The 22063-nt window shown below is 59.3% G+C and carries 17 protein-coding genes and 1 pseudogene; 14 read left to right on the plus strand and 4 right to left on the minus strand.

Annotated features, from left to right (window positions below):
• Positions 1-7 precede the first annotated feature (7 nt).
• From Q5H89_RS19715 to Q5H89_RS19725, 3 genes are all read left to right on the plus strand, one after another.
• Positions 8-454 (plus strand): response regulator, encoded by a 447-nt coding sequence (locus Q5H89_RS19715; RefSeq protein ID WP_305021065.1) that lies wholly within the window; start codon positions 8-10, stop codon positions 452-454.
• Complete coding sequence (locus tag Q5H89_RS19720; protein WP_305021066.1) at positions 451-1662, plus strand: phosphorylase family protein; 1212 nt, start codon at positions 451-453, stop codon at positions 1660-1662. Before Q5H89_RS19715 ends, Q5H89_RS19720 begins: the two co-directional genes overlap by 4 nt.
• A gap of 1297 nt (positions 1663-2959) precedes the next feature.
• A complete protein-coding gene (locus tag Q5H89_RS19725) occupies positions 2960-3628 on the plus strand; it encodes a hypothetical protein (protein ID WP_305021067.1) in 669 nt (222 codons plus the stop codon).
• Between the two features lie 92 nt (positions 3629-3720).
• On the opposite strand, the gene Q5H89_RS19730 is transcribed toward Q5H89_RS19725, so the two are convergent.
• The 4 genes from Q5H89_RS19730 to Q5H89_RS19745 all read right to left on the minus strand — a co-directional run bounded on the left by Q5H89_RS19730 (position 3721) and on the right by Q5H89_RS19745 (position 11286).
• Positions 3721-5664 carry a DUF3857 and transglutaminase domain-containing protein gene (locus Q5H89_RS19730; protein ID WP_305021068.1) on the minus strand — a complete coding sequence of 648 codons (1944 nt, stop codon included), beginning with the start codon at positions 5662-5664 and terminating at the stop codon, positions 3721-3723.
• Positions 5665-5710: 46 nt separating this feature from the next.
• Positions 5711-7780 carry a DUF3857 domain-containing protein gene (locus Q5H89_RS19735; RefSeq protein WP_305021069.1) on the minus strand — a complete coding sequence of 690 codons (2070 nt, stop codon included), beginning with the start codon at positions 7778-7780 and terminating at the stop codon, positions 5711-5713.
• Between the two features lie 57 nt (positions 7781-7837).
• A complete protein-coding gene (locus tag Q5H89_RS19740) occupies positions 7838-9919 on the minus strand; it encodes a DUF3857 domain-containing protein (RefSeq protein WP_305021070.1) in 2082 nt (693 codons plus the stop codon).
• Between the two features lie 104 nt (positions 9920-10023).
• Positions 10024-11286, minus strand: a complete 1263-nt coding sequence (locus Q5H89_RS19745) for an MFS transporter (RefSeq protein WP_305021071.1) — start codon at positions 11284-11286, stop codon at positions 10024-10026.
• 80 nt (positions 11287-11366) lie between these two features.
• Here Q5H89_RS19745 and Q5H89_RS19750 point away from each other — a divergent pair, with 80 nt between their 5' ends.
• The 11 genes and pseudogenes from Q5H89_RS19750 to nuoH all read left to right on the plus strand — a co-directional run bounded on the left by Q5H89_RS19750 (position 11367) and on the right by nuoH (position 22062).
• Positions 11367-13256 (plus strand): ABC transporter ATP-binding protein, encoded by a 1890-nt coding sequence (locus Q5H89_RS19750; RefSeq protein ID WP_305021072.1) that lies wholly within the window; start codon positions 11367-11369, stop codon positions 13254-13256.
• A 77-nt stretch (positions 13257-13333) separates the two neighbouring features.
• Positions 13334-13921, plus strand: coding sequence for a histidine phosphatase family protein (locus Q5H89_RS19755; protein WP_305021073.1), 588 nt, complete (start codon positions 13334-13336; stop codon positions 13919-13921).
• A gap of 180 nt (positions 13922-14101) precedes the next feature.
• The gene (locus Q5H89_RS19760) at positions 14102-14776 is read left to right on the plus strand and encodes a DUF4136 domain-containing protein (RefSeq protein WP_305021074.1); all 675 of its coding nucleotides are present in this window, start codon (positions 14102-14104) and stop codon (positions 14774-14776) included.
• 96 nt (positions 14777-14872) lie between these two features.
• Positions 14873-15250, plus strand: a pseudogene (locus Q5H89_RS19765) (NADH-quinone oxidoreductase subunit A); the annotation flags it as partial.
• A 95-nt stretch (positions 15251-15345) separates the two neighbouring features.
• The gene (locus tag Q5H89_RS19770) at positions 15346-15903 is read left to right on the plus strand and encodes an NADH-quinone oxidoreductase subunit B (protein ID WP_305021075.1); all 558 of its coding nucleotides are present in this window, start codon (positions 15346-15348) and stop codon (positions 15901-15903) included.
• 100 nt (positions 15904-16003) lie between these two features.
• A complete protein-coding gene (locus Q5H89_RS19775) occupies positions 16004-16573 on the plus strand; it encodes an NADH-quinone oxidoreductase subunit C (protein WP_305021076.1) in 570 nt (189 codons plus the stop codon).
• Between the two features lie 94 nt (positions 16574-16667).
• Positions 16668-17930 carry an NADH dehydrogenase (quinone) subunit D gene (nuoD, locus tag Q5H89_RS19780; protein ID WP_305021077.1) on the plus strand — a complete coding sequence of 421 codons (1263 nt, stop codon included), beginning with the start codon at positions 16668-16670 and terminating at the stop codon, positions 17928-17930.
• 23 nt (positions 17931-17953) lie between these two features.
• Positions 17954-18529, plus strand: a complete 576-nt coding sequence (locus tag Q5H89_RS19785) for an NADH-quinone oxidoreductase subunit NuoE family protein (protein WP_305021078.1) — start codon at positions 17954-17956, stop codon at positions 18527-18529.
• Between the two features lie 16 nt (positions 18530-18545).
• Complete coding sequence (gene nuoF / locus Q5H89_RS19790) at positions 18546-19883, plus strand: NADH-quinone oxidoreductase subunit NuoF (RefSeq protein ID WP_305021079.1); 1338 nt, start codon at positions 18546-18548, stop codon at positions 19881-19883.
• A 43-nt stretch (positions 19884-19926) separates the two neighbouring features.
• On the plus strand, positions 19927-20952 hold the full coding sequence (locus Q5H89_RS19795) for a 2Fe-2S iron-sulfur cluster-binding protein (protein ID WP_305021080.1): 1026 nt from the start codon (positions 19927-19929) through the stop codon (positions 20950-20952).
• 18 nt (positions 20953-20970) lie between these two features.
• Positions 20971-22062, plus strand: coding sequence for an NADH-quinone oxidoreductase subunit NuoH (nuoH, locus tag Q5H89_RS19800; protein WP_305021081.1), 1092 nt, complete (start codon positions 20971-20973; stop codon positions 22060-22062).
• Position 22063 lies beyond the last annotated feature (1 nt).

A 22063-nucleotide genomic window follows, 5' to 3' on the forward strand; every position in this document is an offset into this window, starting at 1 on the left:
TAGTACTATGGATATTTTAGTAGTAGAAGACGACGAGGTTAAAAGATCTCGTATAATATCATTTCTTGAAGAAACCTTGGATTTGACTAGATTGGAGATAGCTAAGTCATTTCAAAGTGGAATGAAGGCTATTGTAAATAATGACTTTAGACTAATCATACTTGATATGACAATGCCCACATTTGACATTAATCTGTATGATGATGGCGGTAGACCTCAAGCTTTCGCCGGTAGAGAGATATTGTTTCAAATGAAGAGAAGGAAAATTTATACTCCAGTAATTATTGTTACACAATTTCATAAGTTCGGCGAGAATGAAGAAGAAATGACAATAAATGAGTTAAATAATGAGCTTATAAATGCAAACCTTCCAATGTATAAGGGTATAGTTTACTATAACAATGCCTTGGAGGGCTGGAAGGAGGACTTATCTATACTAGTTAATCATATATGAAGGTACTTATAGTCGAAGATGACGCTAACAAGTGCAGAAAGGTATCAGCTTCTCTAGTGTTATGCGGGATCAGTATAGAAAGCATAGAGCACGTTACAACTTCGTATGCGGCAAAAAGGAATTTGATTAAAAATAATTACGATTTAATGATTTTGGATGTTGTAATACCATCAAGGCTTAATGAAGAACTGAACCCTAATGGAGGCATTGATTTATTGCATGACATAACTGACAATCGTAATTATTGTGCACCTTCATTTGTTATTGGTCTAACACAATTGTCAGAAAGGTTTGCAAGTATAAGGGATAAGTTTTCTGATAAAAACTTTACTGTTATAGAATATGACGAAACTTCTGAAAAGTGGTCTGACTTGTTATCCTCAAAAGTTAACCAAATGATTTTGGCCAATCAACCTACTCGTAAGAGAAATGAATACAATGCATTCGGGGTATTTATATGTGCATTGGAATCTGAACTTACTGGTGTTTTAGAGAACGGTTGGGTATGGGAGGAAGCCGATACATCTAACGATCACACTTTATATTATAAGGCAAATATTGTGGTTAATGGGGAAGTGCGTAAATTTTATGCTGCTAGCTGTTCCAGAGTTGGGTTAACTGCTGCTGCTGTTTTATCGACTAAGATGATTGCGCTTTTTCAGCCAAAGTACATAATTATGCCTGGTATCATGGCTGGTGTTAAGGGTAGAGTTGAACTAGGAGATGTAGTAGTTGCTGACCCTGTTTGGGATTATGGTAGCGGAAAATTCTCTTTAAATGATAATGAAATAAATTTCTTGCCTGAGCCATATCAGTTTCCTCTTGACTCAGAATTAAAGGCAATTATAGAACGAATAAAAAGAACACCTGAAATTTTATTCAAGATAAAAAGTAAAATCACTTATCATAAGCCTAGAACAGAACCAAATTTGCACTTGGGTCCTATTGGATCGGGAGCAGCTGTCTTGGCTGATGGTAAGATGATCAAAGACATTGAAAACAAGCAGCAAAGGAAGTTGCTGGGTATAGAAATGGAGTCTTATTCAGTATTCTTGGCATCTCAGGAAGGCTTTCTACCTAAGCCTAAACCTCTATCAATTAAGTCTGTTGTAGACTTTGCGGATGGTAGTAAAAATGATGATTTTCACTCGTTTGCAATAAAGTTCAGCGCTAATTTAGCATCTTATATATTTGAAAATTATCTTTAATAAAGTGGTTTGATTTCATGAGAGTCCTGGTGGTGTCTGACCTGCATGGTCGCTCATACTGACGTAAACTGGTAAAGGTATTCCTGTCCACGGCAGAAGCGGCTGACCGGGTAGGGCGACTACAACGACAGTTTTGAAGTGGCCGACGAACCGATGCTGGTCAACTTCCGGGCCATCCTACTTCTGAAACGACAGCATCTGGTTCAGGTAGTATTGCTTCTGGGGAACCACTGCCTGCCCTATCTGCTCTACCCCGACCCGGCCTTTCGGTGCGCGGGATTTTAACCTGCCTTAGCCCCACGTCTGGCCGAGCCGTACCAGCGGCATAGGACGTATTTCCAGATTGCTTTTGCTGTCGGGCAGACATTACTGGTTCATGCGGGTGTTTCCCGAAGGTGGCTAGCTCATAATGCACGCACTCTACTGGAGCTTACCGGCTACGAGGCAACTACAACAGACACCGTAGTTGATTTGCTGAATGCCCTACTGGGGACGCAGGCAGGACACTACCTGCTGTGGCAGGTCTCACCAGATAATGGTGGGATTGAACGACACGATAGCCTCTTGTGGGTGAGGCCGATGCGTCTGGTCAGTGAGGGGCTACTACCCGGCTGGGTACAGGTCATAAGGCATACGGAAGTTCCTGTTCCTGCACGCTTTGATGATACTTCTGCCCGCGCTGGAATTATTTCGACTGATTGTCTGGCCAGCGGCGTGCCCCGGTGGCTCACACTTGACTTGTTCGACTAGTTTGGGACCAGCGCGTCAGTCCCCGGTTGTCAGAGGCAACTTCATTATACAGAACAGCTAAGGAGGTTATATACTGTTCGCAGACCACTACCCCTGACCAGCCTTTTTTGAAATAACTGCGTAATCCCTCTAACATAAATCAGACAGCTATTCAGTGCCAGTAGAGTCCTGCTACACCTATCATAGATAGGCTGGCGATTGGTCCGCATTAAGCATAAACTATCCCTTGAAAGGTCCGTTCAGGCACGGGATTCACCTAGTTCAAGAGCAGTGACCTGACCTGAAAATAGTCGCAATGCCCAATCCATTTTCTCAATATTTTCTCAATATTTCAATAATTTATTATTAATATCTTTAATAATAAATTATTTTTCTATTTCATTCATGCTCAATTGCTGTTGCTCATGCAGTAGTGCTTGTCGCAGGCAGACCATTTCTTCTCTTTTCTGAGCTAGTCTTTCCTTCACTTCATCAATAGGATCCATAGCTTCCTTCAAGTTACAATGTTTTTCGAATAAATTTTCAAAAAACTGACAATCAATATTCTATGTTAAATTCTTTATTCCACATAACGATGTACTTCGACCAGTTCCGGTTTTCGTGGTTGCGCTACCGCGTGAGCGCTCCCAGCCACGGCCAGGATGCGCTGCTGCGCCTAGCCTTCGCGCCCACCAAAACCAGCCTGCTTTACGCCCAGTACCGCGCCCGCCTCAAGCCGCTCGACCTGCCCACCAGCCTTACCGGGCGGGCGGTACCGCTGCCCGGCCAGCAACTACGCCACTCGCTGCTGCTGTATTGCGATGTGCAGCCCACGGCCCAGCTAGGGCTGCGCACGCGCCTGCAGGCCACCTACCTGCGCGCCGACGACAACCTACCCTGGCGGCGCGGCTACGTGCTCAGCCAGGATGCCACGGTGCAGCTGGCGCGCCGCGTGAGCCTGGCCGCCCGCTACGCCGTATTTGACACCGACGACTACGACACGCGCCAGTATATTTTTGAGCAGGATGTGCTGTACGCCGTGTCGGTGCCAGCGCTCTACGGGCAGGGCACACGAGCCTACGCCCTTATACAAGCTACTCTAAACAAACATTTTACCCTATGGCTACGCTACGCCGATACGCGCTACCGCCACCAAACTACTGTTGGCTCGGGGCTGGAGCAGATTCAGGGCAACGCCCGCTCGGAAGTGACGGCCCAGGTGCGCTACAAGCTTTAAAAAGGACTTGGCTCGCCGTTTACCCATTAAGCAAACCATGCACTGGATAAACGGCGAGCCAAGTCCTTTTATATAATTTTGCGGATGCTCCGCTAGGCGTCGGTTTTCACCAGTACTACCTGCGCATTGTCGGCCTGGCTCACTTTGCGGCGGAAGTCCTGGTACTCGGTGTATTTGGTGGCGGGCAGGGGCGCGCCGCTGCCCGGGCGGCGGGTTTCGAGCTGGCGCACGTACTGCAGCGTGCCATCGGGCAGGGTGGTGCAGGTGCTGGAGTAGGTGCCGTAGGCCGTGGTAAGCTGCGTGGGCTGGGGCAGGTTTTCGGCCTTGAAGCCGGTGGGCAAGTGTAGGCGCACAGTGTCTTGATACAGGCCGGGGGCCGGCAGCGCCAGCGGCGCCTGGCGAGGGCCTACCTGGGGAGGCAGCGCACCCAGGCGCCCTAGCACGTTGGGGGCCAGCAACATGCGCTGGCCGGCCGCCGTGCCCACGCTGGCCAGCTCCAGGCCCATGGTTTCGACCACGCCGGGCAAGGTAGCGCTAGGAGCCGCCGCCAGGCGTAGGCTCGTGATGGTGAAATGACTGAGGCGCAGCCGGTTGGAGACGTATTTTTTCTGCTCCTCGGGGTCACCATCGTGCAGCAGCTGGGCGTAGCGGTCCTGGGCCAGGCCCAGGCGGCGGGTGCGCACAGTGGCTTTGGCACCGCCATCGGCAGTCAGCCAGAGGTCGGTGCGGCGCTGCTGGCGGTTGGCCTGGGCGCCGTAGCGCGGGGTAGCCACCAGGCGGCCGCCCTCGGGCGTGAGCAGCAGCGCGTGGCGGTTGCCGGTAAAGCTGCCCATGTAGCCAAACGCCTCGGTCTGGCTCGTGCACTCCAGCCACACGGTATCGGCCGGCACGGTGCCGTACGCGGCCAGCGGCATGCACAGAATGGCGTGGTTGAACTGGCTGCTCGGGAAGCTGGCGCGCACGTCGGCGTGGTCGGCCCCGGCGCCCACCAGCGCCACGTAGGCGGGCAGGCCGGCGGCCTTCAGCAGGGCGCAGGTGTAGTTGCTCAGGGCTTTGCAATCGCCGTAGCCGCCGCTGACTACGGCGCTGGCCGGGGCCGTTTGCCAGCCGCCCAGGCCCAGCTGCACCGATACGTAGCGGGTCGAGCCCTGCAAAAACTCGTACACCTTGCGGGCCCGCTCGCGGGGGTCGGGCGCCACGGTAATCAGCTGGGCCATCTTGGCCGTGAGGGCGGGTGGCAGCACGTCGCGCCCCTGCCCTAGCGCATACACCCACTGCCCCAGGCTCTGCCACGAGGCCAGCGAGCCGGCGTGGCCCTGCACCTCAAACGTGGCCGGGGCCAGGTGCACGGCGGGCAGCTGCTCTTCCAGCGAAGGGGCCAGCGGCTCGTCGTCTACGGCGGGGTGGGCGGGCAGCTGCCAGCGGTACGTAGTTTGATTATTAGCAACTACCGGCGCGCTGGCTGCCCCGGCGGGCAGCAGCAGCTCCTGGTAGCGCAGGGGCAGCGCGGTGGGCGTGGTTACTTGCAGGGTGGCGCCTTCCAGGGCCAGGTTTTCGGCGTGCTGGGGCTGCCAATCGGGGTAAAAGAGGGTGTTTTCCGATACTATCTCGTAGTCAAACTCTACGGTGTAGGGCGTGGCGGGCTGGCGCAGGTCGGCGTAGCGCACCCGGTTGTCGGTCATCAGGCTGCCACCGTCGCTGCCCAGGCCCTGGTCGTGCACCTCGGCCGGGCGCAGCTGGTGCAGCAGCTGGCCCTGCGCATTGTACACGGCCCCGCGCAGGTAGCTGATGTGGTTGAGCACGTCGTAGGGCACCGTCAGGAGGCCGTAGTCGTCGCTGCCGGCCTCGTCGAGCACCGTCACAACTTTGTGCACGGTTTCGACGAGCTGGCCCGCCGATTTCACTACCACCACCTTGTCGTAGGCGCGCACCACGGCGTGGGCGTTTTCGCGCAGGGCAGGGGCAATGGCATCGGCCGGGTACTTGGGCGCGGGCGGGGCTAGCAGCACCAGAGAGGCAAAAACGGGAAGGAGCATAACACTAGCTACTGAATAATTTTAAAAAATCAAGCTTTTACCTGCCCTAGCCCGCCTTCCTGATAACCAGCGCCTCGGCCTGCTTGGCCAGCATTTGGCGGTAAAGCTCGCGCAGGCCCTGGTACTCTTCGGCGCTGTACACGGGCTTATCGAGGGTGAGGCGGCTGGTGAGCTGCACGGTGCCGGGCGTGGGGCTGCTGGCCGCGTACACGTAGCGCCCGCCCTTGTCGGGCAGCATCAGCGAGGCCGGCTTGGGCAGCTCGGCGGTGTAGCCGGCGGGCAGCGCCAGGGTCAGCACAATTATTTCGTGCTGCACCATGCCGATATCGACCGGGTAGCTGCGCTCGGCGTGCCGAAACGGGTTTTGCGCCTCGCCAAACGCTTCCAGCGGCTTCAGGTACAGCTCCTGGGCGGTGCCCGGCGTGGCAGCGGGCTGGCGCAGGTCGTAGCGCAGGGCCAGCGGCTTGCTCACCTGCTGCTGCGCACTAAAGGCATAGGTGGGTATTTCCCAGCCGGGGTGCGTGGCCGCCAGCTGCGCCACGTATTTCTTCTCCCCTAGCTGCTGAATCTGCTCGCGGGCTTCGAGGCCGGCGTAGCCACTGTACTCTTCCTGCACCTGCCCGGCCAGGTTGCCTTGGGCATCGAGCGTAAGCTGCACGTTTTGGAAATGCAGGTAGCGCTGGCTGGGCTCCAGGCTCACCCAGCGGCCGTCGCCGGCTTCGGGCACGGTGTGGCCAATGCGGTTGAGACAGTACCGGGGCAGCACGCCGGCCGGCAGCAGGGGCTCGGTGGCATCGAGCAGCAGGTCGGGCTGGCCGGGCTGCTCCACCAGGGCCATCACGTAGTTGAACTGCTCGAGTAGCGGATACTCCTGGCTCACGCGGCCGTGGGCCCGGGTGCTGAGGATGACGGGCTGGGCGGCCAGCCCCGCCTGGCGCAGGGCCGCAATCAGCAGCAGGTTCACATCGGCCGACGTGCCGCGGTGCAGCTCGTAGCTCTTCTTGAGCGGGCCGCTGGCCGAGTAGCGGTTGGTGCCGTCGTACTTCACGCTCTTCAGCACCAGCTCGCGCACCGCCGCTGCCCGGGCGGCCGGGTCGGGGTACTGCGCAATCAAAGGCTTAATCGCTTCGGCCAGAAAGCTGCCGTGCTTGAGGGCCAGCCCAAAAAACTCATCTTCCAGCAGCACCTTGTTTTTCTTGGCCCAGCTGTCGGTGAGGTCGCGAAACGGCTCATCGGGCATCTGAATGCCGGCCAGCTCGAAGTTCATGCGGGCCAGGTAGTCGGAGGCAGTCGTGAGGTAGGGCTCCTCGCGAAAGGCGGGCGCGTTGCGGATAACCCAGCGGTGCTGCTCGGTACTCAGGCTCACGCTCGATTCGCCGCTCATGGTGCCGGCCAGGGCGCCCGCGCCCTCGCCTACCCGCCGCGTCAGCAGCATCGTTACCGAGCCTTTGCCCATCTCATTGATGGCTAGAGGCAAGTAGCCCTGGTACAGGGCCTTGTACTGGTATACCTGCGGAATACTGGTGCGAAACTCGCTCCAGCGGGTGGGTATCTCGCGCTGAAAGGTCCAGTCCTGGAAGTTAGTGAAAAACGTCGAGGTCACCGTGTAGGCGTATTCTATCACGGCGCCTTCCTGCACGCCGGGCAGCGTAAATTTGCGCACCTGCAGGTTGTTGGTGCGCTTTTCCTCGAAGGCAGTGTTGGCGTCGAGCTTGGTTTTGGCCAGCTTGCCATCGGCACCGCGCACGTAGGTAAAGCCCCGCAGATTGCTCAGCTTTTCGGAATTCTCATTGTTGTGGTAGAGCGGCACTTCCACGGTGGCGTAGTCGTAGCCGGCTTTTTTGAGAATCTTGAGGCGCACCGTGCGCTCGTGAATAATGCTCATCTCGCCGGCCACGCTGCCAAAGCGGGCCGTGCCATAGTCGCACAGCACCACGGCTACCGCGCCACTATCGGCCGCAAAGCTGGCGGCCTCAAAGTCGGCCGGGTCGGGCTGGCCAAAGCGCAGCGGCAAGGGCGCGGGCTCTTTCGGAGCCGGCGTTTGGGCTAGGGCTGTGCTAAGGGGCCAGGCCAGCGCCGCCAGGGCCCACCAGGGCCGGGTTTTCATCCAAACCATATACTTTACAGACAAAGCAAGCTGCCGGGCCGCGTGCGCCGGCCCGGCAGCTTCGCCCTACATTTTTCTGATTACCAATGCTTCCGCCTGCTTGGCCAGGGCCAGGCGGTAAAATTCGCGCAGCGAGGCATACTCCTCGGCACTGTAAAAAGGCTTGTCGAGCGAGAGGCGGCTCACCAGCTGCACGGTGCCGGGCGTGGGGCTGCTGGCCGCGTACACGTAGCGCCCGCCCTGCTCGGGCAGCGAGATGGCGGCCGGCTTGGGCAGCTCGGCGGTGTAGCCGGCGGGCAGCGTCAGGGTCAGCATAATCACCTCCTGGTTGGCGGCCCCGAAATCTACCGGGTAGGTGCGCTCGGCGTGGCGAAAGGGATTCTGGCTTTCGCCAAAGGCGGCCAGCGGGCTCACGTACAGCTCCTTGGCCGTGCCCGGCGTGCTAGCCGGCTGGCGCACCTCGTAGTTCAGGGTCAGGGGCTTGCTCACCTCGGCCACTTCGCCGAAGGTGTAGGCCGGAAACTCCCAGCTGGGGTGGCGGCTGGCTAGCTCGGTGAGGTATTTTTTCTCGCCCAGCTGCTGGAGTTTTTCGCGCATGGCGGCGCCCGAGTAGCCGGCGTGCTCTTCGTGCACCTTGCCCGTGAGGTTGCCCTGCTCGTCCAGCGTCAGCTTTATTTCCTGGTAGTGGTTGTGGCGCTGGCTCGGCAGCAGGTTCACCCAGCGGCCGGCCTGGTCTTTGTCGGCCACGAGGCGGCCGGTTTGGTTGAGGCAGCGGGTGGGCAGCACGCCGCACGGCAGCAGCGGCTCGGTGGCGTCGAGCAGCAGCTCTTTGTTATCGGCCAGCGGCAGCACGCCAATTACGTAGTTGAACTGCTCGAGCAGCGGAAACGCCTGGTTGACGCGGCCGTGGGCGCGGGTGCTGAGGATGACGGGCTGGGCGGCCAGCCCCGCCTGGCGCAGGGCCGCAATCAGCAGCAGGTTCACGTCGGCCGACGTGCCGCGGTGCAGCTCGTAGCTCTTCTTGAGCGGGCCGCTGGCCGAGTAGCGGTTGGTGCCGTCGTACTTCACGCTCTTCAGCACCAGCTCGCGCACCGCCGCCGCCCGCGCGGCCGGGTCGGGGTACTGCGCAACCAAGGGCTTAATGGCTTCGGCCAGAAAGCCCGCGCGGCCTAGCTGGCCGCCAAACTCGTCGCTGGCCAGCAGGTCGGTATTGATTTTTTCCCAGGAGCCGCTCACATTGCGGTACGTGTCGCCGGGCATGCGCTGGCCGGCCAGCTCAAAGTTGATGCGCGCCACGTAGTCGCGGGTGGTCGTCATGTAGGGCTCGTCGCGCAGGGCGGGCACGTTCTGCATGGCCCAGTGATAGTTGGTAACCTGGGCTTTGAAGGCTTCGCTGCTGGCTGCCACGCGGCCCACGGTTCCATTAAAGTCGCTGCCTCCTTCGGTAAAGCCGCCCGCGGTATGCAGCATATACTGCGTCTGGCTCTTTTCCTGGGTTTGCAGCGTCAGTGGCACGTAGCCCTGCATCAGCATCTTGTAGTCGAAATACTCCGGAATTTCGGCCTGAAACTCGCTCCAGCGGGTGGGTATTTCGCGCTGAAACGTCCAGTCCTGGAAGTTGAACAGGAAGTCCGACGTTACCGTGTAGGCGTACTCAATCACGGCGCCCTCGCGCACGCCAGGCAGCGTAAACTTGCGCACCTTCAGGTTTTTGGTGCGCTCTTCCGTAAAGGCCTGGCCCGTTTCGAGCTTCACCTTTTCGATTTTGCCGCCCACCTCGTTGTAGGTGAAACCGCGCAGGCCCACTATTTTTTCTTCTCTCGTTCCCTGGTGGTAAAGTGGTATTTCCACCGTGGCCATCTCGTAGCCGGCTTTTTTGAGAATCTTGATGCGCGTTATGCGCTCCGACTCCAGCTGAAAGCTGTTGTTAGTGAGGCGGAAGCGCGTGACGCCGTAGTCGTAGAGCACCACGGCCGGCGCGGCGCTGTCGCCCACAAAGCTTTTGGCCTGAAAATCGACGGGCTCCGGCTTGCCAAATTTTATTTCGACGGGCTGCACGGCCGGAGCCTGCTGGGCGGCGGCAGCGGGGCCTAGCAGCATAGCCGCGCTCATTGCCAGTGGGACTGTTACGAGTAATTTTGTAACCATAGCAGGAAGAGAAAGCTGCTGGGTTAAAAAAGGCTTATATAGCCTAGCGCAGCTCGGTAAAAGTAGGCTTCTGCCAGCTAATTACCAACTCTTCCTCACCTATTCTACACCACTTCCTCGGGCGCGCCCACGGCCAGGGCCTGGGCGGCGGGCACGTCGTTTTCGGCCGGGCCGGGCGGCTGCGCCTGCACGCCCAGCCAGAGGTAGGCCAGGGCCGCGAGCACGCTCGCCAGGCTCAGGGCGTGCACCCAGGGCAGGCGGGCGGGCTGGTTGTCGAAAATCCAGCCGGCCAGCAGCGCCCCGATGCCGATGCCCACTTCGAGGGCAATGTACATGGTGGCCACGCCCCGGCCCCGGCGCGCGGGGTGGCTCAGGTCGATGGTCCAGGCGTAGAGCGTGGGCGAGTTCAGGCCCGTGCCTACGCCGAATATGACGGCCCCCAGCAAAAACACCGGCACCGACGGCGACCACACCAGCACCGCCAGCCCCAGCGCCAGAATGCCGGCCGACCAGCGCAGCACCGGCACCCGGCCGTAGGTATCGCTGGCCTTGCCCGCCACCAGCCGCACCACCAGGGCCGCCACCGTGTAGTAGATGTAAAACAAGCCTTTGCTAGGCAGGCCCAGCACCTGGCTTTGGTCGGGAATAACGGTGAGCACCGCCCCAAACGGAAACAAGCACAGAATGGTAGTGAGCGCGGGGGCAAACACCCGGGGCTCCAGCACCTCCTGGCGCCAGTCGAGCCGGAGCAGGGCGAAGCTGAAGCGCCGCCGCTGCGCCAGCGGCAGGGTTTCGGTGAGCGAGCCCTGCACCAGTACCGACAGCAAAGCCATGCCGGCCGAGCAGTAGAACATGGTATTGAGCGAGAAGTGCTCGACCACCTGGGTGCCAAACCACGGCCCGATGGCCATGCCCAGGCTGCCCGTCATGCCGAGCAGGCCCATGGCCTCGCCACGCTTTTCGGCGGGCACAATGTCGGCTACAAAAGCGGCGGTGCCCGTGGGCTTGAAGCCGGTGCTGAAGCCGTGCAGCAGCCGCAGCCCCAGAAAGCTGGCCACCGTGAGCGCCCACGGATACACCAGCCCGCAGAGCACGCATACCAGCGACCCGAGCACCATCACCGGAATGCGCCCCACCGTGTCGGCCAGCTTGCCCGAAAACGGCCGCGAAATAGCCGCCGTGAGGGTAAACAAGGCAATGATAAAGCCTTTGTACTCGCCGCCGCCCAGCCGCGTGAGGTGGCCAGGCAGTTCGGGGAGCAATAAGTTGAATGAAGCAAAAAACAGAAACGACGACAGGCACATCAGCCAGAAGCCCCGCGAATACGAACCAAGCATAAGTGCCGCAAAGGTCGGGCTCATTTCCATTGCGGGCGTGGTAAAATAATTCGGCCTGCCAAAACGGCCTCTATCCCACCCCGGCCCCAAATGTGCCGTACCGCTAGCCTATGAATTGGTTAACCTCCCTCCTAACAAGTATTTCTGCCAAAAACCCCGGCCACGGGCGCGGCCCCGATAAGCCCGCCGTGAGCGTGCGCGAGCGGGTATCGGCGCTGCGCCACCTGCCGGCCTTTCTGAAGCTTATCTGGCTCACTTCGCCGGGCCTCACGCTGGGCAACATTGCCCTGCGCCTGCTGCGGGCGGCGCTGCCGCTGGCCATGCTCTACATCGGGCGCCTTATTCTGGATGATGTTGTGCAGCTGAGCCGGCTGCCAGCGGCTGGCCGGGCCGTGTCACCGGTGTTCGGGCTGGTGGCGCTGGAGTTTAGCCTCGTGCTGCTTACCGACGCCTTGGGCCGCGCCGTGGCCCTGCTCGACTCGCTGCTCGGCGACCTCTTTGCCAATGCCAGCTCGGTGCGCCTCATGCGCCACGCCGCCGAGCTGGACTTGGACCAGTTTGAGGACAGTGCCTTTTACGACAAACTGGAGCGCGCCCGCCGCCAAACGCTCTCGCGGTCGGTGCTCATGAGCCAAGTGCTGGCCCAGGGCCAGGATGCCATCACGCTCGTGCTGCTGGCCGGGGGGCTCGTGGCCTTCCAGCCCTGGCTGCTGGGGCTGCTGCTGCTGGCCGTGGTGCCCGCCTTTTTGGGCGAGAGCCACTTCAACGAGCGCAGCTACTCGCTTTCGCACTCCTGGACGCCCGAGCGCCGCGAACTCGACTACCTGCGCCAAACCGGGGCTAGCGACGAAACCGCCAAGGAAGTCAAAATCTTCGGCCTTTCTGATTTTCTCATCGCCCGCTTCTCCACGCTCTCCGACCAGTTTTACCGCCAGAATAAGGCGCTGGCCCTGCGCCGCGCCGGCTGGGGCACGGTGTTCGCGGCCATCGGCGCGGCGGGCTATTACGGGGCGTACTTATATATTATTAAGCAAGCCGTGAGCGGGGCTATTTCCATCGGCCAGCTCACGTTTCTGGCGGGCTCTTTCGCTAGGCTGCGCGCGCTGCTCGAAGGCATCCTGAGCCGTTTCAGCCAGGTGGCCGACGGCGCGCTGTACTTGCAGGACTTTTTCGACTTCTTTCAGATTACGCCGCGCATTGTGCGGCCCACCGTGGGGCAGGCCGTGCGACCGTTTCCGCGCCCCATCCGGCAGGGCTTCACGTTTGAGGATGTGGGCTTTAAGTACAAGAACGCCGAAAAATGGGCCCTGCGCCATTTGAGCTTTGAGCTGCATGCCGGCGAAAAGCTGGCCCTGGTGGGCGAAAACGGCGCCGGCAAAACCACGCTCGTCAAGCTGCTGGCCCGCCTCTACGACCCTAGCGAAGGCCGCATCCTGCTCGACGGCCACGACCTGCGCGAGTACGACCCCGCCGAGCTGCGCCAGGAAATCGGCGTCATCTTCCAGGATTTTGTGCGCTTCCAGCTGCCCGCCGGCCAGAACCTGGCCGTGGGCCGCATCGAGGAGCGCCAGAACCAGCCCCGCATCGAGCAGGCCGCCCACCAGAGCCTGGCCGACTCGGTTATCGCCAAGCTGCCGCTCGGCTACGACCAGATGATAGGCCGCCGCTTCAACGGCGGCGTGGACCTAAGCGGCGGCGAGTGGCAAAAAATTGCGCTGGGCCGCGCCTACATGCGCGAGGCCCAGCTGCTCATCCTCGACGAGCCCACCGCCGCCCTCGACGCCCGCGCCGAGTACGAGGTGTTCGAGCGCTTCAAGGAGCTGACCCAGGGAAAAACCGCCGTGCTCATCTCCCACCGCTTCAGCACCGTGCGCATGGCCGACCGCATTTTAGTGGTAGAGCACGGCCGGGTGCAGGAAATCGGCTCGCACGAGGAGCTGTTGGCCAATAATGGCCGCTACGCCGAGCTGTTTCAGCTGCAGGCTGCCGGCTACCGCTAGGCCCCGGCGCCTGCCGCGCCCCTAACCTTATACTTACCAGCCCTGTTTGGCCGCCAGTTCCTCACCTTCTGTCCCCAATGCCCGACTTTACCGCACTCGACAAAGCCCGCCTGTATTTGCTGTATCGCCTTAGCCCGCTGGCGCCGCCCGTGCGCCGGCCCCGGGTGCTGCGGGTGGTCATTATCCGGCACGGCGAAAAGCCTGCGGATGGCGATAACCTATCGTGCGCCGGCCTCAACCGGGCGCTGGCTCTACCGGCCGTGCTCGACCGGCTGCTGCCCACGCCGCCCAACTATGCCTACGTGCCCATCATCGGCACCAACGACGACAGTACCAGCCAGGCCCGCATGTTCCAAACCATTACGCCCTATGCGGTGCGGCACAACCTGTGCGTAAACAGCGACTATGCGGTCGATAATGCAAAAGGTCTGGCCCAGGAGCTGCGCCGCCAGCGCGGTACGGCCTTGGTAGTATGGGAACACAATGCCATTTCGGAAATCGCCAAGCAGCTAGGCCTGGATGAGGAGCTGGAGTGGCCCGACGAGGACTTCGACAGCATCTGGACCATCGATTTCAGCGGCGGCGGCGCCAGAGGCAAGGCCAAGCGCCCCACCCTCACCAGGCATCGGCAAGGCATTCACCCGGCCGCTACCTGCCCTGGCTAATAGGCCAGCACACCGCGGTTTTGGTTTGGCGTGGCCTATCATTTGGCGGCTTGGTCAATTCAAACGTTGGGTTGCGCGGCCAGCCACTACCCGGCGGCTTGGGTCAATAAGCTGAGCAGTAGCTAAAAAGTAAATTTCTTGGTGTAGCTTAGGGTATTCATTGAATTCCCATCTTTTCCCATGAAACTTACTTCTACCATCCAGCTAATCTGCCTGTTGAGCCTGGGCTTGCTTTCCAGCTGCCTCACCTCGCGCGACGCCCGCATCGAATCGAGCTACAGCTACCGCGGGCGCTTCCGCCACTACCGCACCTACGGCTTTTTGAGCGGCAATGGCCTGGCCGCCGATAGCACCCGCCTCAGCGAGTCGCTGCGCGATGCCATCAAGCAGCGCCTGCGCCTGCAAGGCTACAAATACTCGCGCCGCAACCCCGACCTGATGGTGAGCTACAAGCTTTTTGAAGGCGATATGCGCTTCCCGGGCTTTGTGCAGGAAGACATCACGCGCTGGGTGAAAAACAACGAGGCCGAAAACGAAGAAACGCCCGAAGAGCAGCGCCACGCCTACCAGCCCACCCGCCTGCTTATGCTCGACGGCACGCTCATGGTCACGCTTATCGATACCAAAACCGACAACGCCATCTGGAACGGCTACGCCTCGGGCGTAACCGTGCCCGAGGGTATTCGGGGCGAGTACGTGCTGGTGCGCTCGGTGCGCTCCATCTTCGACCGCTACCGCATTTTCACCGAAAACTACTTCAATGGCGGCAACCTCGACGGCGCCATGAATGGGGAGCCCACCGGCGAGCCCGGTGCCCCTAGCGTGGCTCCGCCACCCACCGAAACCCCGCGCTAGGCTGCAGCGGGCTACTTTTCGCTTTCGCTCAAACCGGCTTGGGTGTACCTTTGCCTGTCCGCGCCAGTGCGCCCGCTACCTAACTAGCTGTCTTTTATGCTACTCGCCGTTAATTCTTCGTATCAGCCCAGCGACTACCTGCCCATTCTCATTCAGTTTGGGCTAGCGGTAGCCTTCGTGGCCTTCGCCATGGTCGTGTCGCACCTCGTGGGCCCCAAGCGCCACAGCAAAGTAAAAGACGCCTCCTTCGAGTGCGGCATCGAGAGCGTGGGCAATGCCCGCACGCCCATTTCGGTGAAGTATTTCCTCACGGCCATCCTGTTCGTGCTCTTCGACGTGGAAGTAATTTTCATGTATCCCTGGGCCGTGAATTTCCGCCAGCTGGGCACCGCCGGCTTCGTGGAGATGATTATCTTCATGGCCCTGCTGATGGCCGGCTTTGGCTACGTTATCAAGAAAGGGATTCTGCGCTGGAACGAAGCTGTTCCCAGCCAAACTTTCGCCGCCAAGCCGGTGTTGGAAAAACAGCCCGCTATTGCTGCGCAGGCTGCTTAAATTGACGTATTCTCATGGTTGATACCCGCGTTCCCGAAATCAAATCTGTGCCGGCCCCCGAGGGCATTGAGGGTGCAGGCTTCTTCGCTACCTCTCTGGAGAAAGTAGTGGGCATTGCTCGCGCTAACTCGCTGTGGCCCCTGCCCTTCGCTACCTCGTGCTGCGGCATTGAGTTCATGGCAACAATGGGCGCGCACTACGACATCTCGCGCTTTGGCTCCGAGCGCCCCAGCTTCTCGCCCCGCCAGGCCGATTTGCTGATGGTAATGGGCACCATCGCCAAGAAAATGGCCCCCATCGTGAAGCAGGTATATGAGCAAATGGCCGAGCCCCGCTGGGTGTTGGCTATGGGTGCCTGCGCCTGCTCGGGCGGCATTTTCGACAGCTATTCGGTGCTGCAAGGCATCGACCGCATTATCCCGGTCGATGTGTACGTGCCCGGCTGCCCGCCCCGCCCCGAGCAGGTGCTCGACGGCCTGATGCGCGTGCAGGACCTCGCCAAGAACGAGAGTATCCGCCGCCGCAACTCGCCCGAGTACCAGGCCCTGCTGGCTTCCTACAACATTAAATAATTTTGAGCTGCTAGCCCTTAGCTATTAGCTGTCAGCTCCCGTTTTCAGAGTCTGGCAGCAAAAAGCTACCCGCTACCAGCCACAAGCTCACAGCTTATCTATGGCTGACCCCACCAAAGAAGAATCGCCCGCCGCCCAGGAAACTGCTGCTGCGCTAGACCCTACCGCTCAGCAAAATGCGCAGGTACTGGCACTGCTGCACAGCTTGTTTGGCGAAGCCACTTTCACGGACGTGCACGAGCCGTATGGTTTGCTCACCGTCACGACCAAGCGCGAGCATATTCACAATATCGTGGCGGGTTTGCAGCAGGATGAAACGCTTAAGTTTCACTTCCTGACCACCATGTGCGGCATCAATTACCCCGAAAACCTGAACCAGGAGCTTGGGATGATTTACCACCTGCATAGCCTGGTGCACAATGTGCGGCTGCGCATCAAGATTTTCTTCCCCCTGGCCGACCCGGTGGTGCCCACGCTCACTGACCTCTACGCCACCGCCAATTGGATGGAGCGCGAGGCCTATGATTTTTTCGGCGTCATCTTCACGGGCCACCCCAACCTGCGCCGCATTCTCAATGTGGAGGATATGGATTACCATCCCATGCGCCGGCAGTACCCGCTTGAAGATGGTACCCGCGAAGACAAAACCGACCTGTTCTTCGGTCGTTAATCGCTTTACAACTACAAGTTAATCTGACACATAAATCCTCCCGAGTCGTCAGGCTCCCCCTCTCCCCAAGGAGAGGGGGCCGGGGGGTGAGGTTATGGCAGTAAACGACGCCCTGGCAGGCACCCACAAGATTATTGAAGAAGCCAAGGAGCAGCAGGGCGGTCAGCTCGTGCCCACGCTCAACGACTTCTCGCAGGAGCTAACGACCCTCAACCTGGGCCCGACTCACCCCGCCACGCACGGCATTTTCCAGAACATCCTGCAAATGGATGGCGAGCGCATTATCTCGGGTGTGCCCACTATCGGCTACATCCACCGCGCATTTGAGAAAATTGCCGAGCGGCGGCCCTTTTACCAGATTACGCCGCTCACCGACCGCATGAACTACTGCTCGTCGCCCATCAACAACATGGGCTGGCACATGACGGTGGAGAAGCTGCTAGGGGTGACGGTGCCCAAGCGGGCGCAGTACATCCGGGTGATAATGATGGAGTTGGCGCGTATTGCCGACCACCTTATCTGTAACTCCATCCTGGGCGTAGATACCGGCGCTTTCACCGGCTTCCTCTACGTGTTTCAGGAGCGCGAGAAGATTTACGAGATTTACGAGGAAGTCTGCGGCTCGCGCCTCACTACCAACATGGGCCGCGTGGGCGGCATGGAGCGCGACCTTTCGCCGGTAGCCATTGAAAAGCTGCGCAAGTGGCTGAAAGAGTTTCCGGCCGTGATGAAGGAATTTGAGGCCATGTTCAACCGCAACCGCATTTTTATGGACCGCGTGGTAAACGTGGGCCCGATTACGGCGGAAAAGGCGTTGAACTACGGCTTCACCGGCCCCAACCTGCGGGCCGCCGGCGTCGATTACGACGTACGGGTGATGAACCCGTATTCTTCCTACGAAGACTTTGAGTTCGATATTCCGGTAGGTACCAACGGCGATACCTACGACCGCTTTATTGTGCGCAACGAGGAGATTTGGCAGAGCCTGCGCATTATCAATCAGGCCCTTGACCGCCTGCCCGATGGCCCGTTCCACGCCGATGCGCCGCACTACTACCTGCCTCCCAAGCAGGCCGTGTACAAGAACATGGAGGCGCTGATTTATCACTTCAAAATCATCATGGGCGAGATTGACGCCCCGGTGGGTGAAGTATACCACTCGGTAGAAGGTGGCAACGGCGAGCTAGGGTTCTACCTGGTTTCGGATGGGGGCCGCACGCCCTACCGCCTGCACTTCCGCCGCCCGTGCTTCATCTATTACCAAGCCTATTCGGAGATGGTGGTGGGCACAAGCCTCTCGGATGCCATCGTGATTTTGTCGTCGATGAACGTAATTGCCGGCGAGCTGGACGCCTAGTTTTTAAGTTGAAAGTACCTGATATGGAGCCGATTACCGCCGCTGCCAAACCCCAGTTTTCGCCCGCTGCCCAGGCGGAAATCAAACGCCTGCTCACGCACTACCCCGACGACCGCAAGAAGTCGACTTTGCTGCCGGTGCTGCACATTGCGCAGGCCGAATTCGGCGGCTGGGTAAGCCCCGAGGTGCAGGACTTGGTGGCCGAAACGCTAGGCCTGCGCCCGATTGAGGTGTACGAGGTGAGCACGTTCTACACCATGTTCAACCTCAAGCCAGTGGGCAAGCACGTGCTGGAAATCTGCCGCACCGGCCCCTGTATGCTGCGCGGCTCCGACGAGCTAACGGCTCATCTAGAGCGCATTACCGGCGCCAAGGTTGGCGGCAATTCCCCCGATGGCCTGTTCACGCTGAAAGAAGTGGAATGCCTGGCGGCCTGCGGCTTTGCTCCCGTGGTGCAGGTGCGCGAGAAGTATTATGAGTCGCTCGATACGGAAGAGAATGTGAATGCCATGCTGACGGAGCTGAAAAGCCTGGTGCATCGGCCCATTCTGCCTTGGGAAGAAAACGGCTTGCCTACCTCACTGCAAAACAACTACTAGCGACTAGCTTAAGATTATGGGACGCAAGCTATTAACCGAACACGTCAACGTCGAAGGCATCGAAACCTTTGCCGTATACCGCAAGCACGGCGGCTACCGCGCCGTAGAGAAGGCGCTGAAAATGACGCCCGACGAAGTGGTGGAAGAAGTGAAGAAGTCGGGCCTGCGCGGGCGCGGCGGGGCAGGCTTTCCCACGGGTATGAAATGGAGCTTTCTGGCCAAGCCGGAGGGCGTGCCGCGCTACCTCGTCTGCAACGCCGACGAGTCGGAGCCCGGCACGTTCAAGGACCGCTACCTGATGTCGAAGCTCCCGCACTTGCTCATTGAGGGCATGATTGCGGGCAGCTACGCGCTAGGGGCCCGCACCAGCTACATCTACATTCGCGGCGAGCTGCTGTACGTGCTGCGCATTCTGGAGAAGGCTATTGCTGAGGCCTACGCTGCTGGTTTTCTGGGCGAAAACATCTTAGGCTCAGGCTACTCGCTTGATTTGCACGTGCACCCCGGCGGTGGCGCCTATATCTGCGGGGAGGAAACGGCGTTGCTGGAATCGCTGGAAGGCAAGCGCGGCAACCCGCGCAACAAGCCGCCGTTTCCGGCGGTGCAGGGCCTGTATGCCCGCCCCACGGTGGTGAACAACGTGGAGAGCATTGCCGCCGTCGTGCCCATCCTGAACATGGGCGGCGACGAATATGCCAAGATTGGGGTGGGCCGGAGCACCGGCACCAAGCTCTTCTCGGCCTGTGGCCACCTGAATAAGCCGGGCATCTACGAGCTGGAGCTAGGGGTGCCGGTAGAGGAGTTCATTTACTCGGATGAGTATTGCGGTGGCATTTGGAAAGGCCGAGAGCTGAAGGCAGTAGTGGCCGGTGGCTCGTCGGTGCCCATTCTGCCGAAAGAACTGATTCTGAAAACCGCCGCGGGTGAAAACCGCCTCATGACCTACGAGTCGCTCAGCGATGGGGGGTTTGTGACGGGTACCATGCTAGGGTCGGGTGGCTTCATCGCGATGGACGAGACGACGTGCATCGTGAAGAACACCTGGAACTTCTCCCGCTTCTACCACCACGAAAGCTGCGGCCAGTGCTCGCCCTGCCGCGAAGGCACCGGCTGGCTCGAAAAAGTACTGCACCGGCTAGAGCACGGCCACGGCTCGATGCACGACATCGACCTGATTGTGAGCGTGGCCAAGCAGATTGAGGGCAATACCATTTGCCCGCTGGGCGAAGCCGCCGCGTGGCCGGTAGCTGCCGCTGTGCGCCACTTCCGGGACGAGTTTGAATGGCACGTAACGCATCCGAAGGAGGCTACCCAGCCGGGCGCAGTGTACCGGGGCAACCTGGTAATGGCCTAGCTTTACTAGGCGGTGTTCTTAGTATTTGTATTCGAAAAAGATAATGGCTAAAATAACCTTCGACGGAATTGAGGTAGAAGTGCCCGATGGCACCACTATTCTCAACGCGGCCCGCAAAATCGGGGGCAGCGTGGTGCCGCCCGCCATGTGCTACTACACGCCCCTTAAAGGCAGCGGCGGCAAGTGCCGCGCCTGCCTGGTGCGCGTAGCTGCCGGCTCGGCTAAGGACCCGCGCCCGATGCCGAAGCTGGTAGCCTCGTGCATTACGCCGGTGCAGGATGGCATGGTGGTCGAAAATACCACTAGCCAACAGGTGCTCGACGTGCGCAAGGGTATCGTGGAGATGCTGCTAATCAATCACCCGCTCGATTGCCCGGTGTGCGACCAGGCGGGCGAATGCGACCTGCAAAACTTTGCCTTCGAGCACGGCGTGAGCACCACGCGCTACGAGGAGGAACGCCGCACGTTCGAGAAAATCGACATCGGCCCCTACATCCAGCTGCACATGACGCGCTGCATCCTGTGCTACCGCTGCGTGTACACGGCCGACCAGCTCACCGAGGGCCGCGTGCACGGCGTGCTAGGCCGGGGCGATGCCGCCGAAATCGGTACGTATATCGAAAACTCGATTGATAAAGATTTCAGCGGCAACGTGATAGACGTGTGCCCGGTGGGCGCGCTGACGGACAAGACCTTCCGCTTCAAGTCGCGCGTGTGGTTTACCAAGCCCGTAAACGCGCACCGCGAATGCTCGCACGAGAAATGCACCGGCCACGTAACGCTGTGGTACAAAGGCAAAGACGTGCTGCGCGTAACGGCCCGCAAAGACGAGTACGGCGAGGTAAAAGAGTGGATTTGCAACGAGTGCCGCTTCGAGAAAAAGGAGACTTCGGACTGGGTTATCGAAGGCCCGGCGCACATCGACCGCTCGTCGGTAATCTCGGCCAACCACTACGAGCTGCCGGTTATCAACCCCCAGGTGATTGCCGACCTACCCGAAAGCACGGTGCGCGAACTGGAGAAAAACCCGCCCCTGAAGCTCGGCGGCCCCAACGGCACTTCTTTCTAAGCTGATACTCTTTACGTTATGTCTCTCGAATCTTTAGGCTGGCAAGGCCTCGTTGTACTGGTGGTATTCGGCGTCTCGCTGCTGATTGCCACCTATTGCACCTACGCCGAGCGCGTGATTGCCGCGTTTTTGCAAGACCGCGTGGGCCCCGACCGCGCTGGCCCCTGGGGGTTGGCCCAGCCCCTGGCCGATGCCGTGAAGCTTTTCACCAAAGAAGAGTTCTTCCCGAGCGGTGCTAATAAGGCACTGTTCATCTTCGGCCCCTGCCTGGCCATGATTACGGCGCTTATGTCGTCGGCCGTTATTCCGTTCGGCAGTTTCTTGAAATTTGGGAACACGCAGGTGCACTTGCAGGGCATCGAAATCAACGTGGGTATGCTTTACATCTTCGGCATCGTGTCGCTAGGGGTATATGGCATCATGATTGGCGGCTGGGCTTCCAACAACAAGTTCTCGCTGCTGGGCGCCATTCGCGCGGCTTCGCAAAACATCAGCTACGAGCTGGCAATGGGCCTGGCCCTGATTGCGGTACTCATGATGTCGGGCTCGCTCTCACTGCGCGACATAACCTTGCAGCAAACCCACACGGGCGGCTGGCATCTCAGCGACATTTTTACGTGGAATGTGTTCAAGCAGCCGCTGGGCTTTGTTATTTTCATCGTTTGCGCATTTGCCGAAACCAACCGCACGCCTTTCGACCTGCCCGAGTGCGAAACCGAGCTGGTGGGCGGCTACCACACCGAATATAGCTCCATGAAAATGGGCCTGTACCTGTTTGCGGAGTACGTAAACGTGTTCGTGGCTACGGCCGTGATGTCGGTGCTCTACTTTGGCGGCTTCAACTATCCCTTTCAGTACGAGTTTCTTGACTTCCTGAACAAAGCTGGCTTGTCGCCCGACTGGGCGCACAACTTGTTCGTGCTGATGGGCGTGGTGGCCATGTTCATGAAAATCTTTACGGGCATCTTTTTCTTCATGTGGGTGCGCTGGACGCTCCCGCGCTTTCGCTACGACCAGCTGATGCGCCTGGGCTGGACGATTCTCATCCCCCTGGCTATTTTCAACATTCTGCTCACCGGCGGCCTGATTACGTTCGGCGTAATTAACTAAC

This window comes from Hymenobacter cheonanensis (assembly GCF_030581075.1).
GTDB lineage: Bacteria > Bacteroidota > Bacteroidia > Cytophagales > Hymenobacteraceae > Hymenobacter.

What these genes read in the sequence shown, in the direction of transcription:
- nuoF (WP_305021079.1), top strand. Translation starts at nt 18,546, where the DNA reads ATGGGACGCAAGCTATTAACCGAACACGTCAACGTCGAAGGCATCGAA.
- Q5H89_RS19715 (WP_305021065.1), top strand. Translation starts at nt 8, where the DNA reads ATGGATATTTTAGTAGTAGAAGACGACGAGGTTAAAAGATCTCGTATA.
- nuoD (WP_305021077.1), top strand. Translation starts at nt 16,668, where the DNA reads ATGGCAGTAAACGACGCCCTGGCAGGCACCCACAAGATTATTGAAGAA.
- nuoH (WP_305021081.1), top strand. Translation starts at nt 20,971, where the DNA reads ATGTCTCTCGAATCTTTAGGCTGGCAAGGCCTCGTTGTACTGGTGGTA.
- Q5H89_RS19755 (WP_305021073.1), top strand. Translation starts at nt 13,334, where the DNA reads ATGCCCGACTTTACCGCACTCGACAAAGCCCGCCTGTATTTGCTGTAT.
- Q5H89_RS19730 (WP_305021068.1), bottom strand. Translation starts at nt 5,664, where the DNA reads ATGCTCCTTCCCGTTTTTGCCTCTCTGGTGCTGCTAGCCCCGCCCGCG.
- Q5H89_RS19735 (WP_305021069.1), bottom strand. Translation starts at nt 7,780, where the DNA reads ATGGTTTGGATGAAAACCCGGCCCTGGTGGGCCCTGGCGGCGCTGGCC.
- Q5H89_RS19775 (WP_305021076.1), top strand. Translation starts at nt 16,004, where the DNA reads ATGGCTGACCCCACCAAAGAAGAATCGCCCGCCGCCCAGGAAACTGCT.
- Q5H89_RS19795 (WP_305021080.1), top strand. Translation starts at nt 19,927, where the DNA reads ATGGCTAAAATAACCTTCGACGGAATTGAGGTAGAAGTGCCCGATGGC.
- Q5H89_RS19785 (WP_305021078.1), top strand. Translation starts at nt 17,954, where the DNA reads ATGGAGCCGATTACCGCCGCTGCCAAACCCCAGTTTTCGCCCGCTGCC.
- Q5H89_RS19745 (WP_305021071.1), bottom strand. Translation starts at nt 11,286, where the DNA reads ATGGAAATGAGCCCGACCTTTGCGGCACTTATGCTTGGTTCGTATTCG.
- Q5H89_RS19720 (WP_305021066.1), top strand. Translation starts at nt 451, where the DNA reads ATGAAGGTACTTATAGTCGAAGATGACGCTAACAAGTGCAGAAAGGTA.
- Q5H89_RS19725 (WP_305021067.1), top strand. Translation starts at nt 2,960, where the DNA reads ATGTTAAATTCTTTATTCCACATAACGATGTACTTCGACCAGTTCCGG.
- Q5H89_RS19740 (WP_305021070.1), bottom strand. Translation starts at nt 9,919, where the DNA reads ATGGTTACAAAATTACTCGTAACAGTCCCACTGGCAATGAGCGCGGCT.
- Q5H89_RS19760 (WP_305021074.1), top strand. Translation starts at nt 14,102, where the DNA reads ATGAAACTTACTTCTACCATCCAGCTAATCTGCCTGTTGAGCCTGGGC.
- Q5H89_RS19750 (WP_305021072.1), top strand. Translation starts at nt 11,367, where the DNA reads ATGAATTGGTTAACCTCCCTCCTAACAAGTATTTCTGCCAAAAACCCC.
- Q5H89_RS19770 (WP_305021075.1), top strand. Translation starts at nt 15,346, where the DNA reads ATGGTTGATACCCGCGTTCCCGAAATCAAATCTGTGCCGGCCCCCGAG.